Here is a 13,019-nt window from a genome sequence, read left to right as displayed (position 1 = left end):
TCGGCCACCACTAAAAACGATACGCTTATCAAAGCAAAACCCTGGCCGAAGGGCCAGGGCTTTGTCAGCAGTCTGAAGCCCCTGCGATAGCAGGGGCTTTTGCGTTAGAAGGGCTTTTAGGTTGGAAAAGGCTACTACGTTGGTTACCGAAGCACTTGCCGGGGGTCGATGGGTTTGCCGCCCTGGCGCAGATCGAACAACAGGTCGTAGCGCTGCGTGGTATTGCTTTGCCCGATATCGCATAGCTCATCGCCCGCACTGACTTGGTCGCCTACGCGAACCAGAATGCGCTCGCAAAGGGCATAGACGGTTTGCAGGTTATCAGCGTGGTGAATAATCACGACCTCGCCAAGCTGGCGCATGCTATCCGCAAAACGTACTTCCCCAGGGGCCACCGCTTTCGCGCGGGCTCCTTCCTGCGTGGCCAGCAGCATCGGCTGCAATGTTCCCCGGCTATCGGCGCCAAAGCGACGAACCACGCGGTAATCTTCCAGCGGCCAGGGCCACCGGCGTGCGGATGCTGGCAGGCTTGCACTGGGTGTCGGGGCTGGCGTCGGAGCGCTGCGATTTGCGGTACTGCTTGCGTTAGAGCTGCTGCTGGAGGAAGCGGTCCTTGCCGTGCTGCTCAACGGTACGCTAATCACCTGACCGACCCGTAAGGCCGTTGCTGATGTTCCCTGGTTGGCGCTTTGGATACGGCCTGTGGTGGTGCCGAAGTGCCTAGCAATGCCAGAGAAGGTATCGCCGGGTCTGATTTGATAGCGATATGGCCCGCCTGACGGTGCTCGCTCCTGCTGAGTGGGGATCAATAAGCGTTGCCCAACGATTAAACGCCGTGGGTCTACGCCAGGATTGAAGCGCTCAAGACGCTCCAGCGGAACGTTAGCGCGTGCCGCCAGCTGCCCAAGCGTATCCCCACGCCTAATTTCGACCCAGTTGCCGCCAATAGCACTGGCGCTACTTGTCGCAGGCACTCGCTGGCTAGGCGTAGGTGCCGAGCTTGCGCAACCTGTGAGTACGCTGGCCAATACGCAAATAGTGAGCCAGTGGCCTAGTCGTGGTCGCTGAGGCTGTCTAGCAAGGCGTCTTTTTCCTGCCAGAGAGAATTGATCCATGCGTGGAAGCGTTCCTTGTGCTGCGGTTCGTCATGGTAGTTAGCGGCATGCATCCATTCAGGAATAGCGAGCTGCCGGGCTTCGAGGGTAATTGGCGCTTCTTTGCCACATAAAAAACCCATAAACGTGGGTGACGGGTTGGTATAGCTGATCGTCACATCAAGGATACCATCCAACTGGTCACCCAGCAGGCTAAGTACCTGGGCAATGCCTCCCGCTTTAGGGCGCAACAGGTGTTGGAAAGGGCTTTGCTGTGCCTCACGTTTGGCGACCGTAAACCGAGTGCCTTCCACAAAATTAAAAATAGCAATGGGGGCATGGCGTGCTCGGCGACACATTCGCTCGGTAGACTCACGATCAACCGTGGCTAGTTTCGGGTTATTGGCGATCTGCTCTCGGCTAAAGCGACGCATGAACGGAAACTCAAGAGCCCAAAAAGCTAAGCCAACAATGGGTATCCAAATGAGCTGATGTTTGAGGAAAAAACGTGGCATGGGGATGCGACGGTGCAGTGCCATAAAGAGGATAAAAATATCGGTCCAACTGCGATGATTGGAGATGACTAGCCACCACTGCTCAGGGCTGAGCGTGTCCGGAACGTTGATAGAGACGTTGGGCTTTAACCAATGACGCATCCACCACAAATTCACGCCAATCCAATTCAGCGAAACAGCACACAGTGCTTTGAGCAACCACTCTTTTTGCTTCCGCCCCGGAATGATGACTTTCAGTAGGGTCAAAATAATCAGGGGGACACCCCAAAACAGCGTGTTCAACGTCAGCAGCAGAATGCTAACGCCCCCTTTAATAATTGGCATACCACAATCCTCACAGCAGTCTGTCTACGTGCTAATCGCTTTGGAAACACGCGCATACGGGTAAATGCTAATGGATCAGCGCCACGCTGCCCAGCATAACCGTATACCGTTGCTACTTTTCAATAGTGAGCGAAGGCGCTTTGACGCTCTGAATAAGTACGCTGCGAAGCGCATGGGCCGCCACGGACAATTCTTCATGAGTGAGAATACCTACCCGACAGGCAATACGTGGTTCCGTCAGAGGAATGCAGCGTGCACCCAACTCATGCATCTGTTGGATACACATAGACGGAACGGCGCTCACTCCTAGGCCCTCCGCAACCATACGACCCACCGTAGAAAGCTGGTGGCTTTCGAACGCTACCGGTAGGTCGATATGACGTTTGCTCAGCTCTTGTTCAAGTAGTCTACGTACCATCGAGGGGCGCTGTAGCGTCATAAAGTCATGCGTCAGCAGTTGAGACCATGGCAGCGTGTCGAAGTGTGCCAGCGGTGAGTTCAGCGGGACCACCGCCACAAACTGATCTTCAAACAGCGGTGTAAAGCTCAGGCTGCCCGTGCCCTCAGGTGAGAAGGCAATGCCTATCTCCACTTGGCGGGAGCGCACCATGTCGGTGACTTCTTCATTAATAACATCATGCACAGTGACATTGATTTTAGGGTACTGTTGGCGAAACTTTACCAGTGCACTGGGCAGTAAGTTGCAGGCAAACGATGGCATGGCCGCCACGCTTAGTCGCCCCAGCTGCAGCGTAAATCGCTGGCGCAGGCGCTCCTCAGTGTTGTCCCATTGAGCCAGTAAGTGCTTTGCAAGCGGTAGCAGCGACTCTCCTTCAGGCGTTAGGCGTACGCTACGGGTGCTGCGAATAAGCAGTTTTCCGCCTAGTGAGTCTTCTAAGCCTTTGATGGCAAGGCTCAGGGCGGGTTGTGAAAGGTGCAGGCGCTCACAGGCTTGCGTAAAGCTAAGCGTTTGTGCAACGGCCAAAAAAGCACGAAGCTGCTTGACGGTCATGACGACCCTTTATAAGTTATTAAAATAAATTGATAATAAAAACAAACTTAACAAATATATCATCTAGGACAACACTGGCAAGACAGCTCTGATCGCCGTTGAACAACAATGGCGCGACACGCCAGCAAGCGCTGCTTACACTATTCTCGATAAACGTTCCCGACACCATACGTCATCCACAACAATGTGAGGCATAACAATGGCAGGATTTGATAAGCGTGTAGCTTCTTATGAAGAAGCAATGGAAGGCATCGAAAGCGGCATGACCGTGATCGCCGGTGGCTTTGGTCTTTGCGGTATTCCAGAAAACCTGATCGCCGAAATTAAGCGGCGCGGTGTAAAAGACCTGACCGTTGTCTCTAATAACTGCGGCGTGGACGGCTTTGGCCTGGGCGTGCTGCTAGAGGATTACCAAATCAGCAAAATCATTGCTTCTTACGTAGGCGAAAACGCCATGTTCGAGAAGCAAATGCTGAATAACGAGATTGATGTAGTGCTAACGCCTCAGGGCACCCTGGCAGAAAAAATGCGTGCTGGGGGCGCAGGTATTCCTGCGTTTTATACCGCAACGGGCTATGGCACGCCGATTGGTGATGGCAAAGAGGTGCGTGTTTTCGATGGTCGTCACTACATCCTAGAAGAAGCCATTAAAGGTGATTTTGCGATTGTGAAGGGCTGGAAAGCCGACCGTTATGGCAACGTGATGTACCGCCACACCGCGCAAAACTTTAATCCCATGGCCGCCACGGCAGGGAAAATAACGGTGGTAGAAGTGGAGGAGATTGTTGAGCCCGGTGAGCTGGAGCCGAGCCAGATTCATACGCCGGGTATTTACGTGGATCGCATTATTCAAGGCTCGTTCGAGAAACGTATCGAAAAGCGCACTGTGCGCAGCTAAGCGCCGCAACGCCAACAATCAACTAACCGTTAAAATAAGAGGTGGCACCATGGCTTTAACCCGCGAACAGATGGCACAGCGCGTTGCCCGCGAACTGCAAGATGGTTTTTACGTCAATTTAGGCATCGGTATCCCCACGCTGGTGGCCAACTACATCCCAGACGGCATGGATGTCATGCTGCAGTCAGAAAACGGCCTGCTGGGCATGGGGCGCTTCCCCACTGAGGAGGAAGTAGACGCCGATATGATTAATGCCGGTAAACAAACGGTGACCGCTCGCCCGGGCGCTGCCATTTTCTCTTCGGCAGAGTCGTTTGCCATGATCCGTGGTGGGCACGTTGATTTAACGGTATTGGGCGCTTTCGAGGTGGACCAAGAAGGTAACATCGCTTCTTGGATGATTCCTGGCAAGCTCATCAAGGGGATGGGCGGCGCAATGGATCTCGTAGCGGGCGCAGAAAACATTATTTGCACCATGACCCACGCCTCCAAGCACGGTGAGTCAAAGCTACTGGAAAAGTGCAACTTACCGCTGACCGGTGCCGGGTGTATCAACCGAGTATTAACAGATCTAGCCTATCTAGAAATCAAAGACGGTGCTTTTATCCTCAAAGAGCGTGCGCCTGGCGTGAGCGTTGAGGAAATTGTGGAGAAAACCGCCGGTAAGTTGATCGTTCCGGATCACGTGCCGGAAATGACCTTTGATCAGTAAGATAGGTAGCCTGAGATAGGTAGCGAATTATATGGCGTGAGCTCAAGGCTCACGCCATTTCGCAGCGGGTATGAAAAGGTAGTAAAATCTCAGCGACACGCTCATGGTCATCGCTCATCTGCTTTTGAGTGAGCGCCAGCCCGCCTAGGCATAATCGATGTTCATCCCCTTCGCTAAACACTATTTTTCTCGGCGTGGCCGGGTAAAAGCGGTGTTCAAGCAGTGAGGATACCGAGAAAACACCATTTTGAGGGCCGCTGAGCGAAGGCATTCCGGCACTTTCCAGCTGTTCGCTAATGGCATCAATGGACTCACTGAAGCGTTCACAGTCAAAGCCTGCATGATGTAGACGTGGTCCCATGACAGAGAGCCAAGCGGCCAGCGGGTGAGCATTTTGCAGCTGCTGATACAGCGCCCAGGTAGGCATCGGCCACGGCCTGCCGCGACAGAGCAAGTTTTGCCCTTTGCAATCTGCTGGGTGGCTTTGGTGGACCAGTGACGTGAGTGCCTCGCGAGGTATTTTCGAAAGGGTGCCCATTTGCAGTTCCGCTAGGACCAGCCAGCTGCTGTCATCGCTAGGAGCCATCAAGTGGATGAGTAGCCCCTTATCGGCCATGGCATAGTGCGCTACTGACCGATAACCCATGCGCGCCAGTGGAGCACTTAATGCAGTAATGGAAAACGGCCCGTAGTTGAGAGTCACCAGCGTTAGATATTCAGCGGTGGTGCTCAGTGGCCATAGTCTCAAGCTGCCAATGTCGGGATGGGTATGGATATAGTCCAGCCACAGCTGTTGTACAAACTCCTCGCGCTGCATGGGGGTTCCTCGCCGCCTATAGACGTCCGTGAGTAAACGGGTAATCGAATGGTCAGTATAGGCAAGCAAGGAGTTCGCCGGTTCAACGGGGTTTAACGGCGATTTTAACGGCAGCTACGAAGCAAGAAGCTGTTTATCGCGCACATACTGGTCAAATTCGGTAAACCCGCCGATATGCTGCTGGTCAACGAAGATTTGGGGCACGGTATGAATGGGCTTGCCGGCTGTTTTAGCGATATCTTCTTTGGTGACGCCTTCTGAGGGCATATCGACATAGCGGTAACCGTCTATTTTGCCGCTATTTTCAAGGTGCTCGGCGAGATGCTTTGCGCGTACGCAAAACGGGCACGACATGCGTCCAAAAATGACCACAAACATGGTGATAGCTCCTTTATAAGTCAGTGTTAGATAACTGCTTAAATGAAAAATAAGCGCCCATTGTGGCGTAGGGCGGCGCGTTTCGCCAATAGCACCACACTACGTGCTCTATAAAGCCGCATAATGAGTCACGGGTAAAAAGGAGAATCCATGCAGACCTTAGCTTCACATGAGTATGGTTATTTAGCCGAGCTTGCGAAATGCTATCGCGATGAGCATCTCGCACTACTAAAACAGCATGAGCGTTTTAATCCACGCTTGGGTGTGGATGCGCTCTGCTTCCAGCACATAGAGCCGCGCATCAGTGGGTCAAAGGTGATGGCTGGCGCATTGATCACCCCCTGCGAGCTATGGCTGGTGGCGCTGCCTGAACAGTCAACATTACAAGCGCCGTTAGCGCCTGAGTGTGTACTAGCGCTGCCGTCTGGGCATTATTCGCTGGCACTTGAGCGTTTGCCGACGGGTATCGAGCTTTACAAACGCAAAATTCTAGACGATCTAAGCGATCTTGAGACACTTCAAGAGGCGGCGCGATTAGCACAGCGCATGATGGAGCAACTCATGACGCCGCCTTCGGCCACGCAAGGGTAGGGTAGGCAGAAGCCGTCTGCGGCTCCTATACTCAGCAGCGTTTACGCATTTATTTCTACATCCATCATTGTGGGATTAACGAAAGGAAATCTGAATGTCATCTTCACAACCTTCTACCCCTCGGGTGGCCGTAGTCACAGGTACCAGCAGTGGTATTGGTGAAGCGGTTGTTAAACACTTCTGCGAGCAGGGGCATCAAGTGCTGGCGGTCGACTTTAATCCCGCCGGAAAAGAGATTGCAGAAGCGGCTGGTGCGGCTTTCTATAAGGCAGATTTAACCGATGCAAACGCCTGTCGCGGCGCGATTGCGGAGGCAGTCAAGCGTTTTGGTGGGGTCGATATTCTTGTCAACAATGCGGGCATTCAGCACGTGGCCTCGATTGAGACGTTCCCAGAAGAGAAGTGGCGGCAAATTATCGACCTTATGCTGACTGCCCCTTTCTTGCTGACTCAGGCGGCTTGGCCCTATATGCGCGAAAAAGGCTGGGGGCGCGTGGTGAACATTGCCTCGATTCATGCTCAGGTGGCATCGCCGGGTAAGGCGGCCTATGTCAGTGCCAAGCACGGCATGATTGGTTTAACTAAAACGGCGGCGCTGGAAGGTGGTGAGCAGGGTATTACGGCCAATGCGATTTGCCCTGCTTATGTCAAAACCCCGTTAGTCGATAACCAAATTGCTGATCAGGCCAAATTAAATAATATGGATGAGCAAGAGGTCATCGAGAAGATCATGCTGAAAAATGCGGCGGTCAAGCGGCTAATCGAACCCTCAGAGGTTGCCGAGCTAGTGGCGTATCTGACCTCTGATGCGGCGGGCGCCGTCACCGGTGCCAGCTGGAATATCGATCTGGGTTGGACCGCCCACTAAGGAAGACGAGGTTAGCGACGGACCGGGCGTTTTTGCAGTTTGCGCTGCAGTGTACGGCGGTGCATGCCAAGCGCCCGGGCCGTGGCGGAAATATTGCCATCATGCTCTTGAAGCACTTTCTGAATATGTTCCCAGGTGATCCGGTTGATGGAAGGCGGATTGTCTGCCAATTCAATGTTAGGGTCTGCGTCCGGATGTTCAAAGGCCGCCATCACGTCGTCGGCATCCGCTGGTTTGCATAGGTAGTTGATCGCGCCGAGTTTAATAGCCTCCACTGCCGTGGCAATACTGGAGTAACCGGTGAGCACGACAATGCGACAGTTGGGCACTGTGGAGAGCAATTCCGGCAGTAGTTTTAGGCCTGAACTATGCTCCAGCTTCAAGTCAAGGGTAGCCATGGTGGGCACAAACTGTGCCGCAATGCTCAGCGCCTGGTCAGCATCGTGGGCGACCATCACCTCAAAACCCCGACGCGTTAGCGCCCGGCTAAGCACATGACAAAACATCTCATCGTCATCGACGATCAGCAGACGTTGGTCTTGGGTCTGCTTAGTACTTTGATTTTGCTTAGTACTTTGATTTTGCATAGTACCCTCGTATGTCTAAATAATGGCCGTCTCACCCTAATGGGGCGCTGAACAGCGCGGCAGGGTGACCTCAGTCAGCGTTCCACCTTCTGGGTGGTTATAAAGGCTAACGCCGCCGCCAAAGCGGTTAATGGTGGCGTGAGTAAGAAACAGGCCAATGCCCATACCTTTGCTTTTAGTGGATACAAAGGTATCGCCAAGCTGGTCAGCAATCGACATCGCCACGCCAGGCCCATGATCGCGAATATCGATGACCACGCTCTCATCTTGCCAATCTAGCCGAATCGCAATGTGCTCTGGGTTGGCATCGGCGGCGTTGTTGAGCAGATTCGTTAACGCTTGATCTAGCGTGGCATCGACGGCTAGCCAGGGGCGGCCACGTCGCTCTGCTACATCAAACTGATGGCTGACATCAGGGCGAATGACCAGCCAGCGTTGAACTACGCCAGCAAGCCACACCTCTGCATCTAATACTTCAGGCTCGGCCATACGCCGGCGGTCGGCGTTAGTGACTAGGTGTTGCAAACGCGACTTACAAATATCGACCTGTTGCCGTAGTAGCGCAATATCTTGACCTAACGGGCTATCTTCGTCGGCATCTGACTGCATTTCTTTTAGCAGTACGGCCATCGTAGAAAGCGGCGTTCCCAGCTCGTGAGCAGTGCCTGCTGCCTGCGTGGCGACGGCCAATACCTGCTCATTACGCAGGGCCGCTTCACGGGTGCGTGAAAGCGCTTTATCACGGCTGCGCAGCGCGTGGGCCATTTTATATATGAAAAACGTCACCAGACCCGCTGAAAGCCCGAAGTTAAGCCACATGCCTAAAATATGCAGGCTCAAGGGGCCATCACTGCTGATATGGCCTAGCTGCGGTATCGGGTGGTAGTAGAACATTAGAAAGCTGTAACCCGCCATGGCGCAGGCGGCAATAATCCAGGCATGTCGCCAGGGGAGTGTCGCGGCAGCGATGGTAACCGGTACCAAGTAGTAGGTAATAAAGGGGTTGGTAGACCCCCCTGAAAAGTAAAACAGCAGGGTAAGGCCGGCAATGTCGGCCAACAAATGAGATAAATATTCACCGTGGCTGACGGCTTTTGGTCTGCCTAACCGCCACCAGGTAGCAATGTTCAAAATGCCCATGGCAATCACAACGCTCACCACGGCAGTCACTGGCAAATTAAATGCCAATAACTCAATGCCAACAATGATGGCCATTAAGAAGCCCGTCCAGGTGATCCCCCGGACGATAGTGAGCCTAACCAGGTTGCGATTAGGCGTAGAGAGAGGCAAGGGTAGGGCGGTCGGCATGATGGCGGCTTATCTGCTGGATGTTTTAACGCTGTGAATAACGAATTTGATAAACAGTGTCATGACAAAGGTCATCCAGCCAGCGGATGCCAGTAGATTAAACAAAAGCATTTTAGGGGGCAGCCAAGCCGACCCTAGCAGTGCTTCCAGCACAATATGGAAAAACATGGCCAGGAGTAGCGGAAGCGCCAGCGTGTGAATCCACATATCCGTGCGACGCTTACGAATATGGTAACGGCGCAGTAAATAGCGCATAGGTCGATGTGCCCAGCTAAACAGGACCAGCGTTGCCACCACAAAGAGGGCTGCAAGCGTAGGCTCCGTGCTGCCGTGGTACATCGAGATCGAAATCGACCACGCGAGTCCTAGCCAGACTAATCCCTCTATACTGGCGATAAAGTCCGCATAGCGTCGTACGTTCTGCATAAACAACTGAATCCTTGATCTTACAGCGTGGCGCCATGATACGACACTTGCGCTTATCTGTGGGGGTGACACGCAGATTTATCCCGCCTCGGTATTGGGTATACTGTGGAAGCTTTCTTAATATCCTCTCCCAACATCAGTATAGGATTTGCCGTGGACGCGATGACCATTACCCGACCTGACGACTGGCACTTGCACCTGCGTGACGACGACGCGCTGACGGCTGTGGTTGGGCATACCGCTGCGCAGATGGGCCGTGCGATCATTATGCCTAACTTGAAACCGCCAGTGACCACGACTGAGCAAGCGATCGCGTACCGTGAGCGTATCTTGGCGGCGTTGCCAGAGGGGAGCGCGTTTGAGCCACTGATGGTGCTGTATTTAACTGATACCACGCCGCCAGAAGAGATTCAGCGTGCGGTGGATAGCGGCATTGTGAAAGCAGTGAAGCTGTATCCGGCGGGGGCGACCACCAACTCTGCTTCAGGCGTGACCGATATAGCTCATTGCGACGCCGCGATTTCCATGATGGCTAAGCTCGGCATGCCGTTATTGGTGCATGGTGAAGTCACCAATCATGACATTGATATTTTTGACCGCGAAGCAGTGTTTATTGAGCGAGTGATGAAGCCACTGCTAGCGCGTCATCCGAGCCTAAAGGTGGTGTTTGAGCACATTACGACCCAGCAGGCCGCTGAGTTTGTGGCCAGTGCTTCCGAGAATGTAGCGGCCACCATTACGGCCCACCATCTTCTGTTTAACCGCAATAAAATGCTGGCAGGGGGCATTCGTCCGCACTACTACTGCTTGCCTATTCTGAAGCGTGAGCAGCATCGACAAGCGCTACTAAAGGCGGCAACGAGTGGTAGCCCCAAGTTCTTTTTAGGCACCGACAGCGCACCCCACGCCAAAGGCGATAAAGAGTCCAGCTGTGGCTGCGCTGGCGCTTATACGGCACCGGCTGCCATTGAGCTATACGCGACGGCATTTGAAGAGATGCAGGCACTGGATAAGCTAGAAGCGTTTGCTAGCCTCAATGGCCCGAGGTTCTACGGTTTAGAACCGAACGCTGATACCGTCACTCTTGAGCGTCGTCAGTGGGTGCTGCCAGAGAGCTACCCGTACGCGTCAGGGCAAACGATTGTACCGCTGCTCGCCGGTGAAACTCTTCAGTGGGCGATGAAAGCGTCATAACATGACGCGGTAGGCAGATAGCAATGACAACGGAGCCTCAATGGCTCCGTTGTCATTAATACAGACGGTGGGAGGGTTGAACGCTATTGAGGGTGGCCGAGCGCAATCAGCATTTGCTCAACCATGCGCGAGGAGTGGTCGGCGGCAATATCGAGAAACTGCTCAAAGGAGAGATGGTTGTCGCCGCTGCCTGGTATATCGGAAAGCGCGCGAATCACCACAAAGGGGCAGCGGTATAGGTAGCAGGTTTGCGCAATGGCAGCCCCTTCCATTTCAACGGCGAGCATGGTGGGGAACTGCTCACGGGTTTTGGCGACGCGTTCTGGGTCTGCCATAAACGCATCGCCGGTTGCGATCATGCCTTCACGGACGTTGACTTCCCCCAAGGTGGCAATCGCACCGCGTGCAATCTCGCGTAAGCGCGAATCCGCCTGATAGGCGGCGGGCATTCCAGGCACTTGGCCTAGCTCGTAGCCAAACACCACCGCATCCACATCGTGGTGGCGCACTTCGTCAGAAATGATGACGTCACCAATCGCTAAGTCGGTCGCAAAGCCGCCCGCTGAACCGGTATTAATAATGGCATCTGGCTGGTGACGCTCTAATAAAATGGCCGTGCCAACGGCTGCGTTCACTTTTCCAATGCCTGACTGCAATATGATGATTTCCAGGCCGTGACGAGTGCCGGTATGAAATACGAAGCCAGCGTGCTCGTAGCGCTCTGCGTTATCTAGCTGGCCCGCTAAAATCGTCACTTCCTGCGCCATGGCGCCAATAATTCCGATCCGTTGCACTGTTACCTTCTCCTTTGTGAATTCGTCAGGTGTGTTTTAAGCAATCAGTGCTTAATGCTGCTGATCATGGCGCTCGGCGGCTTCTAAGGTGTTCTCAAGCAGCGTAGCAACAGTCATAGGGCCCACACCACCTGGCACAGGGGTGATGTAGCTTGCGCGCTCGGCGGCGGCAGTAAAGTCGACGTCGCCAATCAACGTGCCGTTCTCTTGGCGGTTAATGCCCACATCAATCACCACGGCACCCGGTTTAATCCACTCGCCTTTCACAATGCCGGGCTTGCCAACGGCTACCACTACTAAGTCTGCCCGACTAACGTGGGTGGCCAAGTCCTGGGTAAAACGGTGACAGACCGTTGTGGTGCAGCCTGCTAGCATGAGTTCAAGCGCCATCGGGCGGCCAACGATATTAGACGCACCTACTATCGTGGCATCCATGCCGCGTACCGCAATGCCGCTTTGCGCCAGCATGGTCATAATGCCTTTGGGGGTGCAGGGGCGTAGCGACGGAAGTCGCTGCGCTAAGCGGCCAAGGTTATAGGGATGAAAGCCATCGACGTCTTTATCTGGGCGGATGCGTTCTAGAATCGGCCGTGCATCGAGATGGGCAGGCAGAGGAAGCTGTACCAGGATGCCGTCCACCGCAGGGTCGGCATTCAACTGGTCAACCAGTGTTTCTAGTGTTTCTTGGGTAGTAGTAGCAGGCAGCGCGTGTTGGAAAGATAGAATGCCAGCCTGCTCGCATGCCCGGTGCTTATTGCTGACATAGACATGAGACGCGGGATCCTCGCCGACCACAACAACGGCTAGTCCGGGTGCACGATTGCCCGCCTGCTGACGTGCGGTAATTTTTTCGGCAACGCGTTGGCGGACATTAGCGGCGATGGCTTTACCATCGATGAGCTGGGCGGTCATGTAGTGAGATCCCTATGAAGGTTGAAGAGCAAAGCAAACTGACAAGCACCGGTGTCATGACGGGCTTTCTAAAGGCGGCAATTTTCGCATGGTAGGGCGACAAGGCAAAGCGCCTATCGAATCAATCACTTTAAGTGTTGACTTTAAAATTAGAAATAGTAATATATGCCTCGCTTGAGACGAGATACGCAGCAGCGTCTAAGGTAAGAAATCGGGATGTAGCGCAGTCTGGTAGCGCGCCTGCTTTGGGAGCAGGATGTCGGGGGTTCGAATCCCTCCATCCCGACCACGTACCTAGCACGGAAGGTGTTAATCTGCTTCTCCAAACTTTGGTTGTGGTCAAGTGCTCATCAGTATTCATTGCGAATATACAATGTGCGCCCATAGCTCAACCGGATAGAGCAACGGCCTTCTAAGCCGTAGGTTGCGGGTTCGAGTCCTGCTGGGCGTGCCAATCAAATGCTTATCAGTATTTGTCATCCAGTTGGGTCTTCTCAAGTCAGTTTTGTCTATGGTGGATGTAGCTCAGTGGTAGAGCCCCGGATTGTGGCTCCGGTGGTCGTGGGTTCGATCCCCATCATCCACCCCA

Annotated in this window: 15 protein-coding genes and 3 tRNA genes; 8 read left to right on the top strand and 10 right to left on the bottom strand. The window is 53.8% G+C overall.

What is annotated here, in order from left to right:
- Positions 1–143 precede the first annotated feature (143 nt).
- The 3 genes from R0J87_RS18035 to R0J87_RS18025 all read right to left on the bottom strand — a co-directional run bounded on the left by R0J87_RS18035 (position 144) and on the right by R0J87_RS18025 (position 2,945).
- Positions 144–1,115 carry a LysM peptidoglycan-binding domain-containing protein gene (locus tag R0J87_RS18035; protein WP_498887889.1) on the bottom strand — a complete coding sequence of 324 codons (972 nt, stop codon included), beginning with the start codon at positions 1,113–1,115 and terminating at the stop codon, positions 144–146.
- Positions 1,052–1,933 (bottom strand): 1-acylglycerol-3-phosphate O-acyltransferase, YihG family, encoded by an 882-nt coding sequence (gene yihG, locus R0J87_RS18030; protein ID WP_404466356.1) that lies wholly within the window; start codon positions 1,931–1,933, stop codon positions 1,052–1,054. The genes R0J87_RS18035 and yihG overlap by 64 nt, the downstream gene beginning before the upstream one ends.
- A 112-nt stretch (positions 1,934–2,045) precedes the next feature.
- Entirely contained in the window at positions 2,046–2,945 is a 900-nt protein-coding gene (locus R0J87_RS18025) for a LysR family transcriptional regulator (protein WP_404341663.1), read from the bottom strand.
- A gap of 199 nt (positions 2,946–3,144) precedes the next feature.
- On the opposite strand from R0J87_RS18025, the gene R0J87_RS18020 reads away from it, so the two are divergent.
- On the top strand, positions 3,145–3,843 hold the full coding sequence (locus R0J87_RS18020) for a CoA transferase subunit A (RefSeq protein WP_404466354.1): 699 nt from the start codon (positions 3,145–3,147) through the stop codon (positions 3,841–3,843).
- A 49-nt stretch (positions 3,844–3,892) separates the two neighbouring features.
- A complete protein-coding gene (locus R0J87_RS18015) occupies positions 3,893–4,555 on the top strand; it encodes a CoA transferase subunit B (RefSeq protein WP_404341659.1) in 663 nt (220 codons plus the stop codon).
- A 49-nt stretch (positions 4,556–4,604) separates the two neighbouring features.
- Here R0J87_RS18015 and R0J87_RS18010 read toward each other — a convergent pair whose 3' ends face one another.
- Both R0J87_RS18010 and R0J87_RS18005 read right to left on the bottom strand, forming a co-directional pair.
- Positions 4,605–5,372, bottom strand: a complete 768-nt coding sequence (locus R0J87_RS18010) for a VOC family protein (RefSeq protein ID WP_498887886.1) — start codon at positions 5,370–5,372, stop codon at positions 4,605–4,607.
- 114 nt (positions 5,373–5,486) lie between these two features.
- Complete coding sequence (locus R0J87_RS18005) at positions 5,487–5,750, bottom strand: GrxA family glutaredoxin (protein ID WP_404341655.1); 264 nt, start codon at positions 5,748–5,750, stop codon at positions 5,487–5,489.
- Between the two features lie 150 nt (positions 5,751–5,900).
- Between R0J87_RS18005 and hybE the strand changes: the two genes are divergently transcribed.
- Together hybE and R0J87_RS17995 are read left to right on the top strand one after the other, a co-directional pair.
- Positions 5,901–6,341 (top strand): [NiFe]-hydrogenase assembly chaperone HybE, encoded by a 441-nt coding sequence (gene hybE / locus R0J87_RS18000; protein WP_498887884.1) that lies wholly within the window; start codon positions 5,901–5,903, stop codon positions 6,339–6,341.
- A 94-nt stretch (positions 6,342–6,435) separates the two neighbouring features.
- Entirely contained in the window at positions 6,436–7,209 is a 774-nt protein-coding gene (locus tag R0J87_RS17995) for a 3-hydroxybutyrate dehydrogenase (protein WP_498887882.1), read from the top strand.
- Positions 7,210–7,220: 11 nt separating this feature from the next.
- On the opposite strand, the gene R0J87_RS17990 is transcribed toward R0J87_RS17995, so the two are convergent.
- Genes R0J87_RS17990 through R0J87_RS17980 form a run of 3 tightly spaced genes read right to left on the bottom strand, consistent with a single transcriptional unit; the run spans position 7,221 to position 9,530 of the window.
- Entirely contained in the window at positions 7,221–7,796 is a 576-nt protein-coding gene (locus R0J87_RS17990; RefSeq protein WP_404466348.1) for a response regulator transcription factor, read from the bottom strand.
- 36 nt (positions 7,797–7,832) lie between these two features.
- Positions 7,833–9,104 carry an ATP-binding protein gene (locus R0J87_RS17985; protein WP_404341647.1) on the bottom strand — a complete coding sequence of 424 codons (1,272 nt, stop codon included), beginning with the start codon at positions 9,102–9,104 and terminating at the stop codon, positions 7,833–7,835.
- Between the two features lie 9 nt (positions 9,105–9,113).
- On the bottom strand, positions 9,114–9,530 hold the full coding sequence (locus R0J87_RS17980) for a hypothetical protein (protein WP_498887880.1): 417 nt from the start codon (positions 9,528–9,530) through the stop codon (positions 9,114–9,116).
- A gap of 153 nt (positions 9,531–9,683) precedes the next feature.
- Between R0J87_RS17980 and pyrC the strand changes: the two genes are divergently transcribed.
- On the top strand, positions 9,684–10,724 hold the full coding sequence (gene pyrC / locus R0J87_RS17975) for a dihydroorotase (protein ID WP_498887879.1): 1,041 nt from the start codon (positions 9,684–9,686) through the stop codon (positions 10,722–10,724).
- Between the two features lie 83 nt (positions 10,725–10,807).
- Here the strand turns inward: pyrC and mtnN are convergent, their stop codons facing one another.
- Together mtnN and folD are read right to left on the bottom strand one after the other, a co-directional pair.
- A complete protein-coding gene (gene mtnN / locus R0J87_RS17970; RefSeq protein WP_498887877.1) occupies positions 10,808–11,518 on the bottom strand; it encodes a 5'-methylthioadenosine/S-adenosylhomocysteine nucleosidase in 711 nt (236 codons plus the stop codon).
- Between the two features lie 51 nt (positions 11,519–11,569).
- A complete protein-coding gene (folD, locus tag R0J87_RS17965) occupies positions 11,570–12,430 on the bottom strand; it encodes a bifunctional methylenetetrahydrofolate dehydrogenase/methenyltetrahydrofolate cyclohydrolase FolD (RefSeq protein WP_498887876.1) in 861 nt (286 codons plus the stop codon).
- A gap of 212 nt (positions 12,431–12,642) precedes the next feature.
- On the opposite strand from folD, the gene R0J87_RS17960 reads away from it, so the two are divergent.
- From R0J87_RS17960 to R0J87_RS17950, 3 genes are all read left to right on the top strand, one after another.
- A tRNA-Pro gene (locus R0J87_RS17960) sits at positions 12,643–12,719 on the top strand.
- 88 nt (positions 12,720–12,807) lie between these two features.
- Positions 12,808–12,884, top strand: a tRNA-Arg gene (locus R0J87_RS17955).
- 60 nt (positions 12,885–12,944) lie between these two features.
- Positions 12,945–13,019 (top strand) — tRNA-His (locus tag R0J87_RS17950).

The organism is Halomonas sp. SIMBA_159, assembly GCF_046536035.1.
GTDB classification, from domain to species: domain Bacteria; phylum Pseudomonadota; class Gammaproteobacteria; order Pseudomonadales; family Halomonadaceae; genus Vreelandella; species Vreelandella venusta_A.
Note: the sequence above shows the minus strand (reverse complement) of the source record. Positions and strands in the feature narration are given on the sequence as shown.